The organism is Marinitoga aeolica (genome assembly GCF_029910535.1).
In the GTDB taxonomy this organism is placed as follows: domain Bacteria; phylum Thermotogota; class Thermotogae; order Petrotogales; family Petrotogaceae; genus Marinitoga; species Marinitoga aeolica.
The window spans coordinates 1,206,140-1,223,277 of record NZ_CP069362.1; the positions used below are offsets into that span (position 1 = coordinate 1,206,140).

A 17,138-nucleotide genomic window follows, 5' to 3' on the forward strand; every position below is an offset into this window, starting at 1 on the left:
GGATAAAATGTCTGAAAAAATTATTTTGGTTGGCGGCGGGGGACATTGTAAAGTTGTTTCTTCAATAATTTTAGAAAATAATGACTATGAAATTGTTGGTATTTCCGATATTGAAAATGAATTAGGAAAAGAGATAAATGGTATAAAAATAAAATATACAGATGACCAATTAGAAGAATTATATAATAAGGGAATAAAAAATGCAATAATAACTGTAGGTAGTGTAGGAAATTCAACGCTTAGAATAAAATTATTTAATAAAATAAAATCAATAGGATTTTATATACCAGTTATAATATCAAAAAATGCAATAATAGCTAAAGATGTAGAAATAGATGAAGGAACAGTAATAATGCCAGGGGTTATAATAAATCCAGGAGTTAAAATAGGAAAAAATTGTATAATAAATACAGGAGCTATTATAGACCATGATTGTATTATAAAAGATAATGCTCATATAGCACCTGGGGTAACTTTAAGTGGCGGGGTTAAAGTTGGAGAAAACACGCATATAGGAACAGGAAGTTCTATTATTCAATATATCAATATAGGTAAAAATTCAATAATTGGTGCGGGGTCAGTAGTTGTAAGTGACATACCTGAAAATGTAAAGGCTTTTGGAGTACCAGCAAAAATCAGGAGTGAAATATAATGAATAAAATATGTATTTTTACTGGAACACGAGCAGAGTATGGATTATTATATCCACTAATGAAAAAAATAAAAGAAAGTAATGAATTAGAATTGCAAATAATAGTTTCGGGGATGCACCTATCTCCAGAATTTGGATTAACTTATAAGGAAATAGAAAAAGATGGTTTTAAAATAAATGAAAAAGTAGAAATATTATTATCAAGTGATACTGATATAGGTATAAATAAATCAATAGGGCTTGGAATAATAAGTTTTTCTGAAGCATTAAAAAGATTAAATCCAGAAATTTTAGTAGTATTAGGAGATAGATTTGAAACATTAGCAATAACTATAACTGCATATATACAAAAGATTCCTATAGCACATTTACATGGTGGTGAAAGGACCGAAGGAGCTATAGATGAAGGTATTCGTCACTCAATAACAAAAATGAGTTATTTGCATTTCACATCCACAGAAGAATATAGAAAAAGAGTAATACAATTAGGAGAAAGTCCAGAAAGGGTTTTTAATGTTGGGGCAATAGGATTGGATAATGTAAAGAGCATGAATTTATTAGAAAAAGATGAATTAGAGAATGAATTAAATTTTAAATTTGGTAAAAAAAATATATTATTTACATATCACCCAGTTACATTAAAAAAAGAAAAATTAGAAAACGAATTAAAAGAAATATTTAATGCCCTTGAAGAATTAATAAAAAAAGGATACAAAATAATTATAACAAAAAGTAATGCAGATGCGGGAGGAAGAACAATAAACAAATTCATAAATAATTTTTCAAACGAATATAAAAATGAAGTTTTATCTGTTACTAATCTGGGGACATTAAAATATTTATCAACAATGAAATATGTTGATTTTGTAATGGGTAACTCTTCAAGCGGCATAATTGAAGCACCTTCTTTTAAAATTCCAACAATAAACATTGGAGACAGGCAAAAAGGAAGGGTTAAAGGAAATAGTATAATTGATTGTGACCCAATAAAAAAAGAAATATTAAAAGCTGTAAATATAGCAGAAAAAATGAATAGAAATGAAATAAACAATTCATATGATCAAGGTGGGGCAACAGAAAAAATATATGATGTATTAAGAGACTATATTAAAAACAATAAATTGAACACAATGAAGAAATTTTATGATATAAATTTTTCTATTTGAGAGAGTGAGAAAATGAAAAAAGATAAAGTTTATATAATAGCAGAAGCTGGAGTAAATCATAATGGAGATATTAATATTGCATATAAATTAATAGATGCTGCAGTTGAGGCAGGTGTAGATGCAGTAAAGTTTCAGACATTTAAAGCAAATAAATTAGTATCAAAATATGCAGATATGGCATCATATCAAAAAAGAAGTTTAGGTAATAGTTCAGAACAATTAAAGATGTTGGAAAAGCTAGAATTAAAATTTGATGATTTTATTAAATTAAAAAAATATTGCGATGAAAAAGGAATTGAATTCTTATCATCTCCATTTGATCTTGAAAGTATAAAATTTTTAGAGAAATTAATGCCATATTATAAAATTCCATCAGGTGAAATTGTAAATTATCCATATTTAAGAAAAATTGCAGAAAAAAACAAACCAATAATAATGTCAACAGGTATGGCAACTTTATCAGAAGTAGAAAAAGCTTTAGACACAATATATGAAGTTAATAATAATGTTGAAATTTATCTTTTGCATTGTACTACGAATTATCCAACTCCATATGAAGAAGTAAACTTAAAAGCAATGATAACATTAAAAGAAGCATTCAAATTACCTGTTGGATATTCTGATCACACTTTAGGAATTGAAGTGCCCATTGCTGCTGTTGCAATGGGAGCTCAAATAATTGAAAAGCATTTTACACTGGATAAAAATTTACCTGGTCCAGATCATAAAGCATCATTAGAGCCGCATGAATTAAAAGAAATGGTAAAATCAATAAGAAATATAGAAAAAGCGTTAGGAAATGGAATAAAAAAACCAAATAAAAGTGAAATTGAAATTAAAGAAGTTGCAAGAAAAAAATTAGTAGCTGCAAGAGATATAAAAAATGGTGAAATAATAACAGAAAAAGATATTAGCATAAAAAGATCAAATATAGGATTATCTCCTGAATATTATGAAATAATAATAGGTAAAAAGCTATTAAAAAAAATAAAAGAAGATGAAGGGTTTACATGGAATCATTTTATGGAGGAATAAATATGTATAACAATAAAAAATTTTTAGCAATAATTCCAGCAAGAGGCGGTTCAAAAGGAATAAAAAATAAAAATATTATAGATTTAAAAGGGAATCCTTTAATAATCTATACAATTGAAGAAGCTAAAAAAAGTAATATATTTGATAAAATAATAGTAAGTACAGATTCACCTGAAGTAGCAGAAATATCCAAAAAATATGGAGCAGAAATTCCTTTTTTAAGACCAGAATATTTAGCAACAGATACATCTAGTAGCATAGATGTTATTTTACATGCATTGAATTATTTTAAAGATATAAATGAACATTATGATTATTTTATATTATTACAGCCAACATCGCCATTAAGAAAAGCGGAAGATATTTTAAATGCTGTTGAGTTATTATTTCAGAAAAATGCAGATAATATAGTTAGTGTTTGTGAAGTGGAACATTCACCATTATTCAGCAATACTTTACCAGAAGATTTAAGTCTTTCAAATTTTATTAGAGAAGAAGTAAAAAATAAAAGAAGGCAAGACTTACCAAAATATTATAGAATTAATGGAGCTATATATATTTCAAAAGTAGAAAGTTTTTTAAAAACAAAAGATTTTTATAATAAAAAAAGTTATGCTTATATTATGCCTATCGAAAGATCAATTGATATAGATAATATGATTGATTTAAAATTAGCAGAAATATTACTGGAGGAATAAAATGAAAATAAAAGAAATAAAAGATTTTTTTTCAGTAAAAAAAGAGGATGATCTTAATGTTGTAATTGAAACATTAAATAAATCGCCATATAAAATTCTTTTTGTTTTAGAAGGAAACAAAATTATTGGCACTATAACAGATGGAGATATAAGAAGATATTTATTTAATAAAAAGAACAATATTTCAGAAATAAAAGCATTTAATATAATGAATACAAATTTTAAGTATATTTATGAAAAAGAATATAAGAGTTTTTCAATTAAAGATTACTTAAGATATAATGTTGAATATTTACCTGTTGTAAATGAAAAAATGGAAATAATAAAAATTATAAATATACCAATAAATTTTCAAGAATTAACCAATTTAAAAACTAAAGTTTTAATTATGGCAGGTGGAAAAGGCACGAGATTATATCCTTTAACTAGAGTTATTCCCAAACCATTGGTTCCGTATAAAGATAAAACAATAATAGAACAAATAATGGAACAATTTATAAATTCAGGATTTGATGAATTTATACTTAGTGTTAATTACAAAAAAGATTTAATAAAAAATTATTTTTCAGATTTAAAATATAATATTGAATATATTGAAGAAAAAGACTTTTTGGGAACAGCTGGAAGTATTGCTTACTTAAAATTCCATAATATAACTAAACCGTTTTTTATAGCAAATTGTGATGTTTTATTAGATGTTGATTTTAAAGAAGTTCTAGAATATCATAAGTCAGAAAAAGCTGATATAACAATTATTTCTGCAAAAGAAACAGTTGATATTGCATATGGTGTTTTAGAATTTGATGAAAATAATAATTTTAAAGAAATTTCTGAAAAACCAAATTATGAGTTTTATGTAAATACGGGAATTTATGTATTAAATCCCAATATTATTGATTTAATTTCACTAAACGAAAAAATAGATATGCCAGAATTACTTGAACGCGCATTAAAAAATAATAAAAAAATAAAGGTTTATAAATCAGATAAAAAAATGATTGATATTGGCCAATGGGATTATTATAAAAAGTTTTTATAATTTGGTGGTGATATAATAAAAAGCGTAATAACTAAAATAAAAAAAAGCACAACTATAAAATCGGGAATATGGTATACAATAACAGATTTTATATTAAAAGGAATGGCATTTATAACCATTCCTATTTTTACAAGATTATTATCAGTTGAAGAGTATGGAATAGTTTCAGTATATACCACATTTGTAGGAATTTTTGCTATAATTACAGGAATAGATTTGCATGCATCTATAGGAACAGGAATAAATGATTTTAAAGAAAAAAAGAAAGAATTTTTATCTTCTGTATTATTTTTATCATTATTAAGTTTTATCTCAGTTTTTATTATTATTTATATATTTAGAGAATTATTATCCAATGTATTTAATATAGAGAGTAATATATTAATTTTTTCAGTAATATCAGGATATTTCGCTTTTATATTTAATTATTATATAACAATAAAAGTATTTGAAAAAAATTATAAAGTAAAATCATTATTGAGTTTATTAAAAGCAATATCTACAGTTATATTGTCTATAATACTTGTAATAATAATAAAAAACAATAAATATTTTGGAAGAATATACGGTGAGTTAATTGTAGGAATTATAATCTCAACTATTTTATTTTTTTTAATATTAGCAAAAGGTAAGAAGATCATATGGATAAAAGCATGGAAATATTCAATGTTGATAGGAGTACCGTTAATATTACATAATCTATCTGGAATAATATTATCTCAATTTGATAGATTAGCAATACAAAAAATTATAGGATCAGAGAAAGTAGGATTATATAGCTATGCATATACCCTGGGAATGATACCATTAATAATTTTAGGAGCTACTAATTTAGCATGGGTTCCATGGTTCTATGATAAAATGTATGAAAATAAAAAAGAAGAAATATTTAAGAAAGTAAAATATTACAATGAGATATTCTTACTATTATTATTGCTAATGTTTATTATAATACCAGAGCTTGGTATTATAATGGCGCCTAAAAATTATAGTACTTCTTTGATAATACTTCCGATAATAATAGCATCATATTACATGCAATTCTTATATACAATATATGTAAATTTTGCATTTTTCTATAAAAAAACAGGATCAATATCCTTTGGAACATTATTAGCAGGTATAATAAATATAGTATTAAATATATGGTTAATACCAATATTTGGATACGAGATTGCTGCTATTACTACATTAATATCATATATATTTTTATTATTATTCCATGGAATAAACGTATTATACAACCTAAATGATAAAACAATAACTCCAAAATACATACTTGGTTTTGCATTTTTAATAATATCTTTTAGTTTAATTCAATATATAATATCTAAATATTTTGGAATGTTTTCTATAACTGAGCGTATTTCAAGAATATTAATTTTTGGGAGTGTTGGGGCAATAGTTGGTATAAAAATATATAAAAAATCAAAAAATCTTTTTAAGGGGGATTTTATTTGAAAAGATATTTTAAGTTATTATTTGAAAAAAATCATTGGTCATTATATGAAAAAATATTAAAATTAGCACTTAAAAATAATTACAATGTGTTAAGTTTAAAAGAGTATTATAATAATATAGAAAAATACAAAGACAAAAAAGTATTACTATTAAGACATGATGTAGATCATAGTCCTCACGATGCTTTAGTAATGTTTAATATAGAGAAAAAGTATAATATAAAATCTACATATTATTTTAGATGGGTAACTTCACAAGAGGAAATAATAAAAGAAATAAAAGATGCAGGATTTGAAGTAGGACTTCATTATGAAACATTATCTTCTTATATAAAAGCAAATAATTTAAAGGATATAAATACTGAACATATTCTAATTTGTAAAAACATTTTAGAAAAGGAAATAGAAGAATTTACACTATTATTTGGAGGATTAAACAGTATATGTTCACATGGAGCAATTGAAAATAGATTATTTAAAGTACCCAATACTATATTAGTAGATAAAACAATAAGAGAAAAATATGGTATTTTTGAAGCATATGATTTAAAGGAAAAATTTGATGTATACATTTCTGATAATGACTTTACTATAAACCCATGGAAGTATAACACTGATCCCATAACGGAAATAAAAAAAAGAACTGAAAAAATATATTTTTTATCCCATCCAGTTCATTGGGGAAGAAATATAATAAAAAGATATTATATGAAAAAATATAGAGAAACATATAATCAATATAATATTTAAGGTGATATCATGACAATACTAATAATAGGATATATGCATCCAAAATACGATAAAAGAGTACTTAGAACAGTAAAAGCACTGTCAAAAGAAAATAAGGTAATATATCAATATTGGACAAATAACGATGAAACAGAATATGAAGAGAGTAATGTAACATATATACCAATAAAATATACTAAAAATATTCAAGCAAACCCAATGATAAAACTAAAAAACAGAAGAAAACTCGATAAAAAAATTGTGAATATGATAAAAAATTATGATTATGATATATTATATATGCATCATTTTTTAGCTTCCAGACCATTAGAACCTTTTAAAATAGCCAAAAAAAGAAACAAAAAAATAATATATGACATTCATGAATATCATCCAGAAAATTTTTTAAACAATTTATCAGGAATAAAAAAACAAATAAAAGAAAAAGCATTATGGAAAATTTTTGAAAAACAATTAATATTATCAGATAAATTAGTATTTGTATCAACGGACATGCAAAAAGATGTATATCAAAAATTAAATATTCATAATGATTATTTTATTCAAAAAAATTATGCAGAAATATCAGTAGAAAAAAAAGAAATAATTAAAGAAATATCTTTTGTAGGTAAAATAAATAGAAATTTAGATGATGAAAAAGAAATACTAAAAAAACTAATTCAAAAAGGTTTTAAATTCAAAATAATCGGAATGGAATCAGAGTATTTTAAAGATATACCACATGAGCATACAAATTTTTTACCATATGAGGATATGATGAAAGAATTATCAAAATCAGCATTTTCTTTAATATCCTTTAATACAATAAAAAATAGAGAGTATAAAAATGATATATTCTCTTTACCAAATAAATATTACGATTCAATTGCCAGTGAAACACCAGTTATAGTAAAGAATACGTTTATATCAATGGCAAAAGAAGTAGAAAAATACAATATAGGTGTGGTTATAAATCCAAAGAAAGTAGAAGAATCAGTCGATAAAATAATAAAAGCATATGAGAATTATGATGAGTTATTAGAAAATATAAGAAAATATAAACATGAATTTATTTGGACAGAAAAAAAAGAAAAAGAGTTTGTAAACTTTGTATTATCTTAATGGGGGGATAAAATGAAAAAGGTATCTATTATAATACCAACATTTAATGAAGAAAAGTATATAGAAAAATGTATAAATTCATTAATAGAAAATGATTATGAAAATAAAGAAATAATCATTGTTGATGGTATGAGTGAAGATAAAACAAGAGAAATAATAAAAGAATATCAAAATAAAGAAAATTTAGATATAAAAATAATAGATAATGAACAAAAAATAACACCAGTTGCTTTAAATTTAGGAATAAAAGCAGCAACTGGTGATTATATTATGATAGCAGGAGCACACACAACATATTCAAAAAGTTATATATCTGCATGTGTAAAAAGATTAGATGAAAATAAATGTGACATTGTTGGTGGAATAATGATAACAAAACCTGGAAAAGAAACGACAATTGCAAAAGCAATATCACATATACTCTCTCATCCGCTGGGAATAGGAAATGCGAAATATAGACTTGAAAACTCAAAAGAAGAATATGTAGACACAGTAGCATATGGAATATATAAAAAAGAAGTATTTGAAAAAGTAGGATTGTTTGTTCCACAATTAAAAAGGAATCAAGACATAGAAATGAATTTAAGATTAAAAAAATCAGGAATGAAAATAAAGCTTGTTCCAGAAGCAAAAAGTTATTATTATGCAAGAGATAATTACAAAGACTTATTTAAAAACAATTTCCAAAATGGATTATGGGTAATACTTTCTACACATTATTCTAAAAAGGGTTTTTCATTAAGACATATAATCCCGCTATTATTCGTATTATTTTTAATATTTGGAACAATAGCTTCAATATTCTCACCAATTGTAAGAATACCATTTTTCATAATCCTTTCAATTTATCTTGTTCTAACAATATACTTTTCATTAGAAATATCATTAAAAAATAAAAATTTAAAACTATTCTTACCATCATTATTATCTTTCTGGATATTGCATATTTCATATGGACTTGGCTCATTTTATGGTCTTTTTCTCATTCTTTAATACATAAAAATTTATTTTTATTTAAATAACAAAATTAATTAATCACCTGATATATTAATTCGAATTTAAACAAAACAGAAAAGAAAAAAGTTGCAATATAACTCAATTAATGATAAAATAATACAAGATTATATGTTCAATATAAATATATGTTTAAATAATATTGACAAATCAAATTATTATAGTAAAATATATATAGATAGAATTATAATGAACGGAGGAAAAGAATGGAACCAGAAATCTATGAAGATGAACTTACTCTAGAGGACATAATGCATATATTTAAAAAACGTTTTTGGTGGTTTTTTCTTACAGTGGCAGTAACAGTAGCTTTAACCATAACCTATCTTTTTATAACAACACCCATATATGAAGCAAACGTCACATTGAAAATCGAACCACAGCAGAGCAGTTCTATATCAGATTTATTCACCTCACAAATCACTTCTGCAAGGCCAGAAATTTCAACAGAGGTAGAATTAATAAAAAGCAGAACTAATTTAGAAAAAGTAGTGGATGATTTAAATTTAATAGAATACTTTAAGAATAAATCAGAAGACCCAAAAGCAGAAATAACAAAACAGGACATAGTAAAAACATTATCCGAAATGATAACGGTTTCGCCTGTGAAAGACACAAATATAGTTAAAATTTCTGTTCAAAGTGATAATCCAGAATTAGCAAGAAATGTAGCAAATAAATTAGCAGAGGTATATAATGAATTTTTAAAAACATTGTCTAAAAATGAATATACAGTAAAGCGTGAGTTTATAGAACAACAAATTCCAAAAGTAGAATCTGATTTAAAAGCTGCAGAAGAAAAAATAAGAAAATTCAAAGAAAAAAATAAAGTATTTTTGCTTGATGAAGAAGCAAAAAACATATTATCTTTCACATTAGAATACGATAGGCAAATAAACCAATATAACCTTCAATTAGAAGAAACAAAATCAAAGGTGAAGGCATTCAACGACTTATTAAAAAAGGTTGATGAAAAAATCATTTCATCAGAAACCATATCAACAAATCCTTTAGTAAGCCAATTAAAATCCAAATTAATTGATTATAAAGTGGAATTGGCTGGGTTGTTAAACGTATATCCAGAAACAGATCCAAAAGTAAAGGAAATCAAAGACAAAATAGCAGAAACAGAAAAATTATTAAAAGATGAAGTATCTAAAATAATAACTTCACAGGTACAAACAATTAATCCTGCTTATCAAGACATATATTTACAATTAATAGAATCACAATATACAACAGAAGTATTAAAATCAACAATAGATGCATTGACAAAATTAAAATCAACATATAATGAAAAATTCTCAAAATTACCATTACTTGAACAGCAATTATTAGAATTAGAAAGAGATATAAAAGTAAAAGAAAATCTATATACATTATTATTAGAAAAATTAGAAGAAACAAGGATAGCAGAAGCAGGAGTTGTAGGAACAGCGAAATTAATAGATTCAGCAATAACCCCCAATAAACCAATAAAACCAAATAAAAAATTAACTGCAGCAATAGGTGGGGTATTAGGAATATTCTTAGGTATTCTTGTTGCTTTTATAGTTGAATATATGGATAAAAGTATAAAAGATGAAGATGAAATAAAAAGAATGGCAAAAGGTCATATAGTATTAGGTAGAATTCCAACATTTGAAATGAAAAAAGAATATGAAAAACCGGAATTAATAGTATTAAATGAACCAGTTTCTCCTGTTTCAGAATCTATTAAATTAACATTAGCTAATATTAATTATTCTACAACTCCAGCTCCTGAAGTAATTGCAATAACAAGTGCAGGTCCAGGAGAAGGAAAAACAATAACTTCAGCGAATTTGGCAATATCTTATGCACAAAACGGCTTAAAAACATTACTTATTGATATTGATATGAGAAAACCAAGGGTTGAAAAAGCATTGGGATTAGAAAGATATAATATTGGTGTTGTTAACCACATATTAAAAGATATACCAATAGAAAGAGTTACACAAAATTATATGGAAAATTTAGACGTTATACCAGTTGGTCCATTACCTCCTAACCCAACAGCCTTATTAACATCAAAGAAGTTTGGTGAATTAATAGAACAATTAAGACAAAAATACGACAAAATAGTTATAGATTTACCTCCAATTCTTGCAGCGGCAGATGCTTTAATTGTGGCAAAGCACACGGATGGTTTAGTATTAGTAGTAAGAGCTGGAAAAACACAAAAGCATTCATTAAAAGTAGCCCTTGAAAATATTACAACATCTGATAATAAATTACTTGGTATTGTAATTGATGATATAAATGAAAAGAATTCAGGTTATTATTATTATTATTATTATTACCAAGATGGTGAAAAGAAAAAAAGAAGTAAAAAATCAAAATAATAATTAAGGAAGTGTTTATATGTTTTATGACATACATAATCATATACTCTTTGGAGTAGATGATGGATTAAAAACAATAGAAGAATCAATAGAAACATTGGAAAATTATAAAAAAAATAATATTACGACAGTGTTTTTTACACCACATGTAAATCATCCAACAGTAAAAACAGATATAGGAAAAATAAAAGAGCATTATGAAATATTAAAAGAAAAAGCAATTGAAATAGGAATAACAACATATTTAGGTAGTGAATTATATTTAGGACCAAATCAAAATAATAATTTTATACCATTAAAAGATTATTTTGTATTAATAGAATTACCAACAACAATATATCCTGTTTATTTACTGGATACAATATTTGATTTACAACTTGAAGGATATGAAATAATATTAGCTCACGTAGAAAGATATCAATGGTTGAAAGATAATGAAGCATTAATAGATAAATTAAAAAGAATGAATGTATATTTCCAAATGAATTTAGAATATATAGAAAATGACAATTATTTTATACCAAATGAACTTATCGATTTCATAGCAACAGATTATCATGGTAAAAAAAGAAAACCAATAGACTTTTCATTGTTTAAAAAATATGAATATATAATGGAAAAAGGTAAAAAGATATTGAAGATATAGGACGTGTTATTATGCGAAAATTTCCAAAAATAATTGATTTGATTATATTAATAATAATAAATATTTTTCTATTTAATTATACATGGTATATCTCATTAATAATATCATTATCATTATTTTTAGGATATTATGCATTTAGATCATATGATCTTGAAACGATGAATTCATTAAATGAATCGATTATAAGAATATTTGCAGGATTTTTATTGGGTTCAGTTATATTGCTTTTCTTTTATCCTATATTCCTTGAAAATAATATAAATAGAAATACGTTTATAAATAACCTATTTATCTCGCTTTTAATTTTACCATTATTACACAAACTCGAATACCAGCTTTTTGAAAAGCATGCAAAACCAAAAAGATATTTAGTCATAGGAAGAGAAAATGAAATAGGACAGGTTTTAAATGAACTTGGTGAAAAAACATTAAATAAATTACAGTTCATAGATTATATAAACCCATCACCGGTAAAACTTGATGAACTGGTAAGTGAAGGATACCATGCTATTTTAGTAACAGATCCCAAATTAGAAGAAATAGTAAAGGATAAACTTGAAGAATATAAAGAGATGGGAATAGAAATAGAATATTTACCAAATTTAGTTGAAAAACATTTAAAAAGAATTCCTTTGGAAGTGGTAAAAAAGTTTAAAGAATATTATTCAATAATTTTTGAGCAAGAACAATATTCACCAGCTAAAAGATTAATAGATATTATTGGATCAATTATTGCTTTAATTATATTTTCACCATTTATGATATTAACTTCAGTTTTGATTTACATAGAAGATAGAAAACCAATAGTTTTTAATCAAAAAAGAGTAGGTTTGAATGAAAGACCATTTAATATGGTTAAATTCAGAAGTATGAAAAATATTAAAACAGATGGTCCAAAATTTGCTGATGATGAAAAAGATAGAATATTAAAAGTAGGTAGATTAATAAGACCTATAAGAATTGATGAAACATTACAATTTATAAATATCCTTAAGGGAGATATGTCTTTAGTAGGTCCAAGACCAGAGCAAATACCTTTTGTAAAAGAATTTAACAGAAATATTCCTTTTTATTATGCTAGACATAAGGTAAAACCTGGATTAACTGGTTGGGCGCAAATAATGTTTAAATATGCATCATCACAAGAAGATACAAAAATAAAGCTTAGTTATGATTTATATTATGTAAAAAATAGAAATACATTATTTGATTTAAGAATAATATTACAAACATTAGAAGCTGTATTTTGGAAGAGGGGAGCGAAGTGAATAATAAAAAATATCCTTTGGTAAGTGTTGTAATGAGTGTATACAATGGAGAAAAATATCTAAGTGATTCAATCAAAAGTATTCTTGATCAAACATATGAAAATTTTGAATTTTTAATAATTGATGACAATAGTAATGATAAATCAAGAGAAATATTAAAAAAATTTTCAAATATAGATGATAGAATTAAAGTTTTTTTTAATAATGAAAATAAAGGATTGACTTATAACTTAAACTTTCTAATAAATAAGTCAAAAGGTTCTTTAATAGCAAGAATGGATGCAGATGATGTTTCAAAAAATAACAGATTTGAAAAACAAATTTCTTTTTTAATGGAAAATACTGAAGTAGATATTTTGGGTACTTGGGCAATAGATATTGATGAGTTTAATAATGAAATTAGAAAAAGAACTGTTCCTATTACAGATATAGATATAAAAAAAATTATGTTAAAAGTAAATCCTTTGATTCATTCAACCATAATGTTTAAAAAAGAAAGTTTAGAAAAAATAAATTTCTATGATATAAAATATAGAACTTCACAGGATTATGATATGTATTTTCGAGCAGCTTCTATAGGTTTAAAATTTCATAATTTAAATGATTATCTTTTATATTATAGATACGAAAGAAATTATTCTAAAAAAAGGAATTTTAAATATAGGTTAAATGATTTTTATATAAAGAAAAATGGATTTAAGATTAATAGAGTTCCCTATTATAAATGGTATATGTTATTAATACCTATTTTTTTAGGGATTGTGCCCCCTTTTACATATAATATATTTAAAAAATTAGACCCAAGATAAGGAGAATAAAATATGAAAATATTAATAACAGGAACAGCAGGTTTTATAGGCTTTCATTTATCTGAGCATTTACTTGAAAAAGGATATAATGTAATAGGAATTGATAATATTAATGATTATTATGATACTAAACTAAAAGAAGATAGATTAGCAATATTAGAACAAAATAACAATTTTATATTCCATAAAGTAGATATTAAAGATAAAACAGAAGTAGATAAAATATTTGAAATGTATAGATCAGAATACGTAATAAATTTAGCAGCTCAAGCAGGAGTAAGATATTCTATAAAAAATCCTTATGCGTATGTTGATTCAAACTTAATAGGATTTATGAATATTCTTGAAGCATGTAGAAATTATCCTGTTAAGCATTTACTATACGCATCTTCAAGTTCAGTATATGGGGGGAATAAAATAGCACCATTTTCAACAAATCATAATGTAGATCATCCAGTAAGTTTATATGCAGCAACAAAGAAATCAAATGAATTAATGGCACATACATATAGTCACTTATATGGAATACCAACTACGGGATTAAGATTTTTTACTGTATATGGTCCATGGGGAAGGCCGGATATGGCATATTTTTCGTTTACAAAGAATATAATAGAAGGAAATCCGATAAAAGTATTTAACCATGGAAATATGGAAAGAGACTTTACATATATAGATGATATTGTAGAGGGAATATATAAATTATTAAATGTTATACCAAAACCAAATCCTGATTGGGATGAAACAAAGGATAGTATAAGTAGTAGTTTTGCTCCGTATAAAATATACAATATAGGAAACAATCAACCAGTAAAATTAGAAACATTCATATCTATTCTTGAAGAAAAAATAGGAAAAAAAGCAGAAAAAATATATATGGATATGCAACCAGGAGATGTATTGAGAACTTATGCTGATGTTTCTGATTTAGAAAAAGAAATAGGTTTTAGACCAAGTACGAGTATTGAAGAAGGATTAGAGAAATTTGTAAATTGGTATAAAGAATATTATAATATAAACCTTTAATTTAGTATTAATCGGAATAAGAGGGGGAATAACTTTGAAAATAGTAGTAGCAGGGATGGGATATGTAGGATTATCATTAGCAGTATTATTATCACAACATAATGAAGTAGTAGCATTAGATATAATACAAGAAAAAGTAGATATGGTAAATAATAAAATATCCCCAATAAAAGATAAAGAAATAGAAGAATATTTAAAAACAAAAGATTTAAATATAAAAGCAACAACAAATATAGAAGAAGCATATAAAGATGCGGAATATATAATAATAGCAACACCAACAGATTATGATCCTGAATTAAATTATTTTAATACAAGTTCAGTAGAAAAAGTAATATCAGATGTATTAAAAATAAACCCAAAAGCAATAATGATAATAAAATCAACTGTACCAGTTGGATATACAAAACAAGCAAGAGAAAAATTTGAAACAGAAAATATAATATTCTCTCCGGAATTCTTAAGAGAAGGAAAAGCATTATATGATAATTTATATCCATCAAGAATAATAGTAGGTGAAAGATCAAAAAGAGCAGAAAAGTTTGCAGAATTATTAATAGAAGGAGCAATAAAAAAAGATGTACCAGTATTATTTACAGATTCAACAGAAGCAGAGGCGATAAAATTATTTGCAAATACATATTTAGCAATGAGAGTAGCATTCTTTAATGAATTAGATACATATGCAGAAATAAGAGGATTAAACACAAAACAAATAATAGAAGGAGTATGTTTAGACCCAAGAATAGGAAATCATTATAACAATCCATCATTCGGATATGGTGGATATTGTTTACCTAAAGATACAAAACAATTATTAGCAAATTATAAAGATGTACCAAATAACTTAATAGAAGCAATAGTAAAAGCAAACTCAACAAGGAAAGATCACATAGCAGAAATGGTAATAAAAAAGAATCCAAAAATAGTTGGAGTATATAGACTAACAATGAAAAAAGACTCAGACAATTTTAGACAATCAGCAATACAAGGAGTAATGAAAAGGATAAAAGGAAAAGGAATAGAAGTAGTAGTATATGAACCAGCATTAAAAGAAGATGAATTTTACCGCTCGAGAGTAATAAGAGATTTAGAAGAATTCAAAAAAATATCAGATGTAATATTAGCGAATAGAATGTGTGAAGAATTGGAAGATGTAAGAGAGAAAGTATATACGAGGGATTTGTATGGGAGAGATTAACAAAAAAATAAAATTTGTAAAATTTAAAGGTGGTTTAGGAAATCAATTATTTCAATATGCATTTTTAAAAAATATTGAGAGATATTGTAATTGTAAAGTTAAAGGAGATTTTTCTCATTATAATAATTTAATCAAAGAAGATTTGATAAGAGTACCAAGAATATTAAAAATGAATGTAAATATTGATATTGCTACAGAAAAAGATTTAAAAAAAGTTTTAATATTTAAGAGTTTTAAATTTAATCCGAAATCCAAAAAATATAAAATGAGTACTGTATTTGAGACCTTATTTAATAGAAAATATTTTTTTGAATTTGATAGGAAGTATAGAACGGTTAAAGATATTATAAATTATATAATTTTTGATGGATATTGGCAATCATGGAGATATGTTAAGAATGTAGAAAAAATATTAAAAAAAGAAATTACTTTGAGAGATAAAATAAGTAAAAAAAATGCAATATTTATTGATAAAGTTACTAAAGAAGAATCAGTATTTATAGGTATTAGAAAAGGCGATTATCATAGTACAAAAAAAAGTATGAATCGATATGGAATTTTTGATGAAAATTATTTTAATAGAGCAATTGAAATAATCAAAAGAAAAGTGTTAAATCCAAAATTTTATGTTTTTTCAAATGATATCGATTGGGTAAAAAATAATATTAAATTTGATGAAAAAGTTATATATAGGGAAAAGAAAGACCAGGTAAATGATTTAGAAGAATTATTTGTATTAGGTTCATTTAAGCATGCAATAATTGTAAATAGCACTTTTTATTGGTGGGGTGCCTGGTTAATAAATAATAAGGATAAAATAGTTATTGCTCCCAAAGAATGGTTTAATGATGGTTCAAAAATAGATATCGTTCCACCCGAATGGATAAAATTAAGTAGGAGGAATTAAAAA

Annotated in this window: 16 protein-coding genes; all 16 read left to right on the plus strand. The window is 24.7% G+C overall.

Features of this window, described 5'->3' with window-relative positions:
* Window positions 1-7: 7 nt before the first annotated feature.
* The 16 genes from JRV97_RS05670 to JRV97_RS05745 all read left to right on the plus strand — a co-directional run bounded on the left by JRV97_RS05670 (window position 8) and on the right by JRV97_RS05745 (window position 17,135).
* A complete protein-coding gene (locus JRV97_RS05670; RefSeq protein WP_281000986.1) occupies window positions 8-652 on the plus strand; it encodes an acetyltransferase in 645 nt (214 codons plus the stop codon).
* Window positions 652-1,818 (plus strand): UDP-N-acetylglucosamine 2-epimerase, encoded by a 1,167-nt coding sequence (gene neuC / locus JRV97_RS05675; RefSeq protein ID WP_281000988.1) that lies wholly within the window; start codon window positions 652-654, stop codon window positions 1,816-1,818. The genes JRV97_RS05670 and neuC overlap by 1 nt, the downstream gene beginning before the upstream one ends.
* 12 nt (window positions 1,819-1,830) lie before the next feature.
* Window positions 1,831-2,853 (plus strand): N-acetylneuraminate synthase, encoded by a 1,023-nt coding sequence (gene neuB, locus JRV97_RS05680; RefSeq protein ID WP_281000990.1) that lies wholly within the window; start codon window positions 1,831-1,833, stop codon window positions 2,851-2,853.
* Between the two features lie 2 nt (window positions 2,854-2,855).
* A complete protein-coding gene (locus tag JRV97_RS05685) occupies window positions 2,856-3,551 on the plus strand; it encodes an acylneuraminate cytidylyltransferase family protein (RefSeq protein ID WP_281000992.1) in 696 nt (231 codons plus the stop codon).
* A gap of 1 nt (window position 3,552) precedes the next feature.
* Complete coding sequence (locus JRV97_RS05690) at window positions 3,553-4,590, plus strand: sugar phosphate nucleotidyltransferase (RefSeq protein WP_281000994.1); 1,038 nt, start codon at window positions 3,553-3,555, stop codon at window positions 4,588-4,590.
* Between the two features lie 66 nt (window positions 4,591-4,656).
* Window positions 4,657-6,051, plus strand: a complete 1,395-nt coding sequence (locus tag JRV97_RS05695) for a lipopolysaccharide biosynthesis protein (RefSeq protein ID WP_281001043.1) — start codon at window positions 4,657-4,659, stop codon at window positions 6,049-6,051.
* Window positions 6,048-6,800 (plus strand): polysaccharide deacetylase family protein, encoded by a 753-nt coding sequence (locus tag JRV97_RS05700; RefSeq protein ID WP_281000996.1) that lies wholly within the window; start codon window positions 6,048-6,050, stop codon window positions 6,798-6,800. Before JRV97_RS05695 ends, JRV97_RS05700 begins: the two co-directional genes overlap by 4 nt.
* Window positions 6,801-6,809: 9 nt before the next feature.
* Window positions 6,810-7,901 carry a glycosyltransferase family protein gene (locus tag JRV97_RS05705; protein ID WP_281000998.1) on the plus strand — a complete coding sequence of 364 codons (1,092 nt, stop codon included), beginning with the start codon at window positions 6,810-6,812 and terminating at the stop codon, window positions 7,899-7,901.
* 12 nt (window positions 7,902-7,913) lie between these two features.
* Window positions 7,914-8,894: a glycosyltransferase family 2 protein gene (locus tag JRV97_RS05710; RefSeq protein WP_281001000.1), complete on the plus strand. Its 981-nt coding sequence runs from the start codon at window positions 7,914-7,916 to the stop codon at window positions 8,892-8,894.
* Window positions 8,895-9,121: 227 nt separating this feature from the next.
* A complete protein-coding gene (locus JRV97_RS05715; RefSeq protein WP_281001001.1) occupies window positions 9,122-11,278 on the plus strand; it encodes a GumC family protein in 2,157 nt (718 codons plus the stop codon).
* Window positions 11,279-11,297: 19 nt separating this feature from the next.
* The gene (locus tag JRV97_RS05720; RefSeq protein ID WP_281001003.1) at window positions 11,298-11,924 is read left to right on the plus strand and encodes a CpsB/CapC family capsule biosynthesis tyrosine phosphatase; all 627 of its coding nucleotides are present in this window, start codon (window positions 11,298-11,300) and stop codon (window positions 11,922-11,924) included.
* Between the two features lie 11 nt (window positions 11,925-11,935).
* The gene (locus JRV97_RS05725) at window positions 11,936-13,192 is read left to right on the plus strand and encodes an exopolysaccharide biosynthesis polyprenyl glycosylphosphotransferase (RefSeq protein ID WP_281001005.1); all 1,257 of its coding nucleotides are present in this window, start codon (window positions 11,936-11,938) and stop codon (window positions 13,190-13,192) included.
* Window positions 13,189-14,001 (plus strand): glycosyltransferase, encoded by an 813-nt coding sequence (locus JRV97_RS05730; RefSeq protein ID WP_281001007.1) that lies wholly within the window; start codon window positions 13,189-13,191, stop codon window positions 13,999-14,001. Before JRV97_RS05725 ends, JRV97_RS05730 begins: the two co-directional genes overlap by 4 nt.
* Window positions 14,002-14,013: 12 nt before the next feature.
* Entirely contained in the window at window positions 14,014-15,027 is a 1,014-nt protein-coding gene (locus JRV97_RS05735) for an NAD-dependent epimerase (protein WP_281001008.1), read from the plus strand.
* Window positions 15,028-15,061: 34 nt separating this feature from the next.
* Window positions 15,062-16,228 carry a nucleotide sugar dehydrogenase gene (locus tag JRV97_RS05740; protein WP_281001010.1) on the plus strand — a complete coding sequence of 389 codons (1,167 nt, stop codon included), beginning with the start codon at window positions 15,062-15,064 and terminating at the stop codon, window positions 16,226-16,228.
* Complete coding sequence (locus JRV97_RS05745; RefSeq protein WP_280997082.1) at window positions 16,215-17,135, plus strand: alpha-1,2-fucosyltransferase; 921 nt, start codon at window positions 16,215-16,217, stop codon at window positions 17,133-17,135. Before JRV97_RS05740 ends, JRV97_RS05745 begins: the two co-directional genes overlap by 14 nt.
* Window positions 17,136-17,138: the final 3 nt, after the last annotated feature.

Excerpts from the sequence above, each read along its gene's own strand:
- neuC (WP_281000988.1), top strand. The coding sequence starts at position 652 with ATGAATAAAATATGTATTTTTACTGGAACACGAGCAGAGTATGGATTA.
- JRV97_RS05745 (WP_280997082.1), top strand. The coding sequence starts at position 16,215 with ATGGGAGAGATTAACAAAAAAATAAAATTTGTAAAATTTAAAGGTGGT.
- JRV97_RS05725 (WP_281001005.1), top strand. The coding sequence starts at position 11,936 with ATGCGAAAATTTCCAAAAATAATTGATTTGATTATATTAATAATAATA.
- JRV97_RS05705 (WP_281000998.1), top strand. The coding sequence starts at position 6,810 with ATGACAATACTAATAATAGGATATATGCATCCAAAATACGATAAAAGA.
- neuB (WP_281000990.1), top strand. The coding sequence starts at position 1,831 with ATGAAAAAAGATAAAGTTTATATAATAGCAGAAGCTGGAGTAAATCAT.
- JRV97_RS05670 (WP_281000986.1), top strand. The coding sequence starts at position 8 with ATGTCTGAAAAAATTATTTTGGTTGGCGGCGGGGGACATTGTAAAGTT.
- JRV97_RS05720 (WP_281001003.1), top strand. The coding sequence starts at position 11,298 with ATGTTTTATGACATACATAATCATATACTCTTTGGAGTAGATGATGGA.
- JRV97_RS05690 (WP_281000994.1), top strand. The coding sequence starts at position 3,553 with ATGAAAATAAAAGAAATAAAAGATTTTTTTTCAGTAAAAAAAGAGGAT.
- JRV97_RS05710 (WP_281001000.1), top strand. The coding sequence starts at position 7,914 with ATGAAAAAGGTATCTATTATAATACCAACATTTAATGAAGAAAAGTAT.
- JRV97_RS05685 (WP_281000992.1), top strand. The coding sequence starts at position 2,856 with ATGTATAACAATAAAAAATTTTTAGCAATAATTCCAGCAAGAGGCGGT.
- JRV97_RS05735 (WP_281001008.1), top strand. The coding sequence starts at position 14,014 with ATGAAAATATTAATAACAGGAACAGCAGGTTTTATAGGCTTTCATTTA.
- JRV97_RS05715 (WP_281001001.1), top strand. The coding sequence starts at position 9,122 with ATGGAACCAGAAATCTATGAAGATGAACTTACTCTAGAGGACATAATG.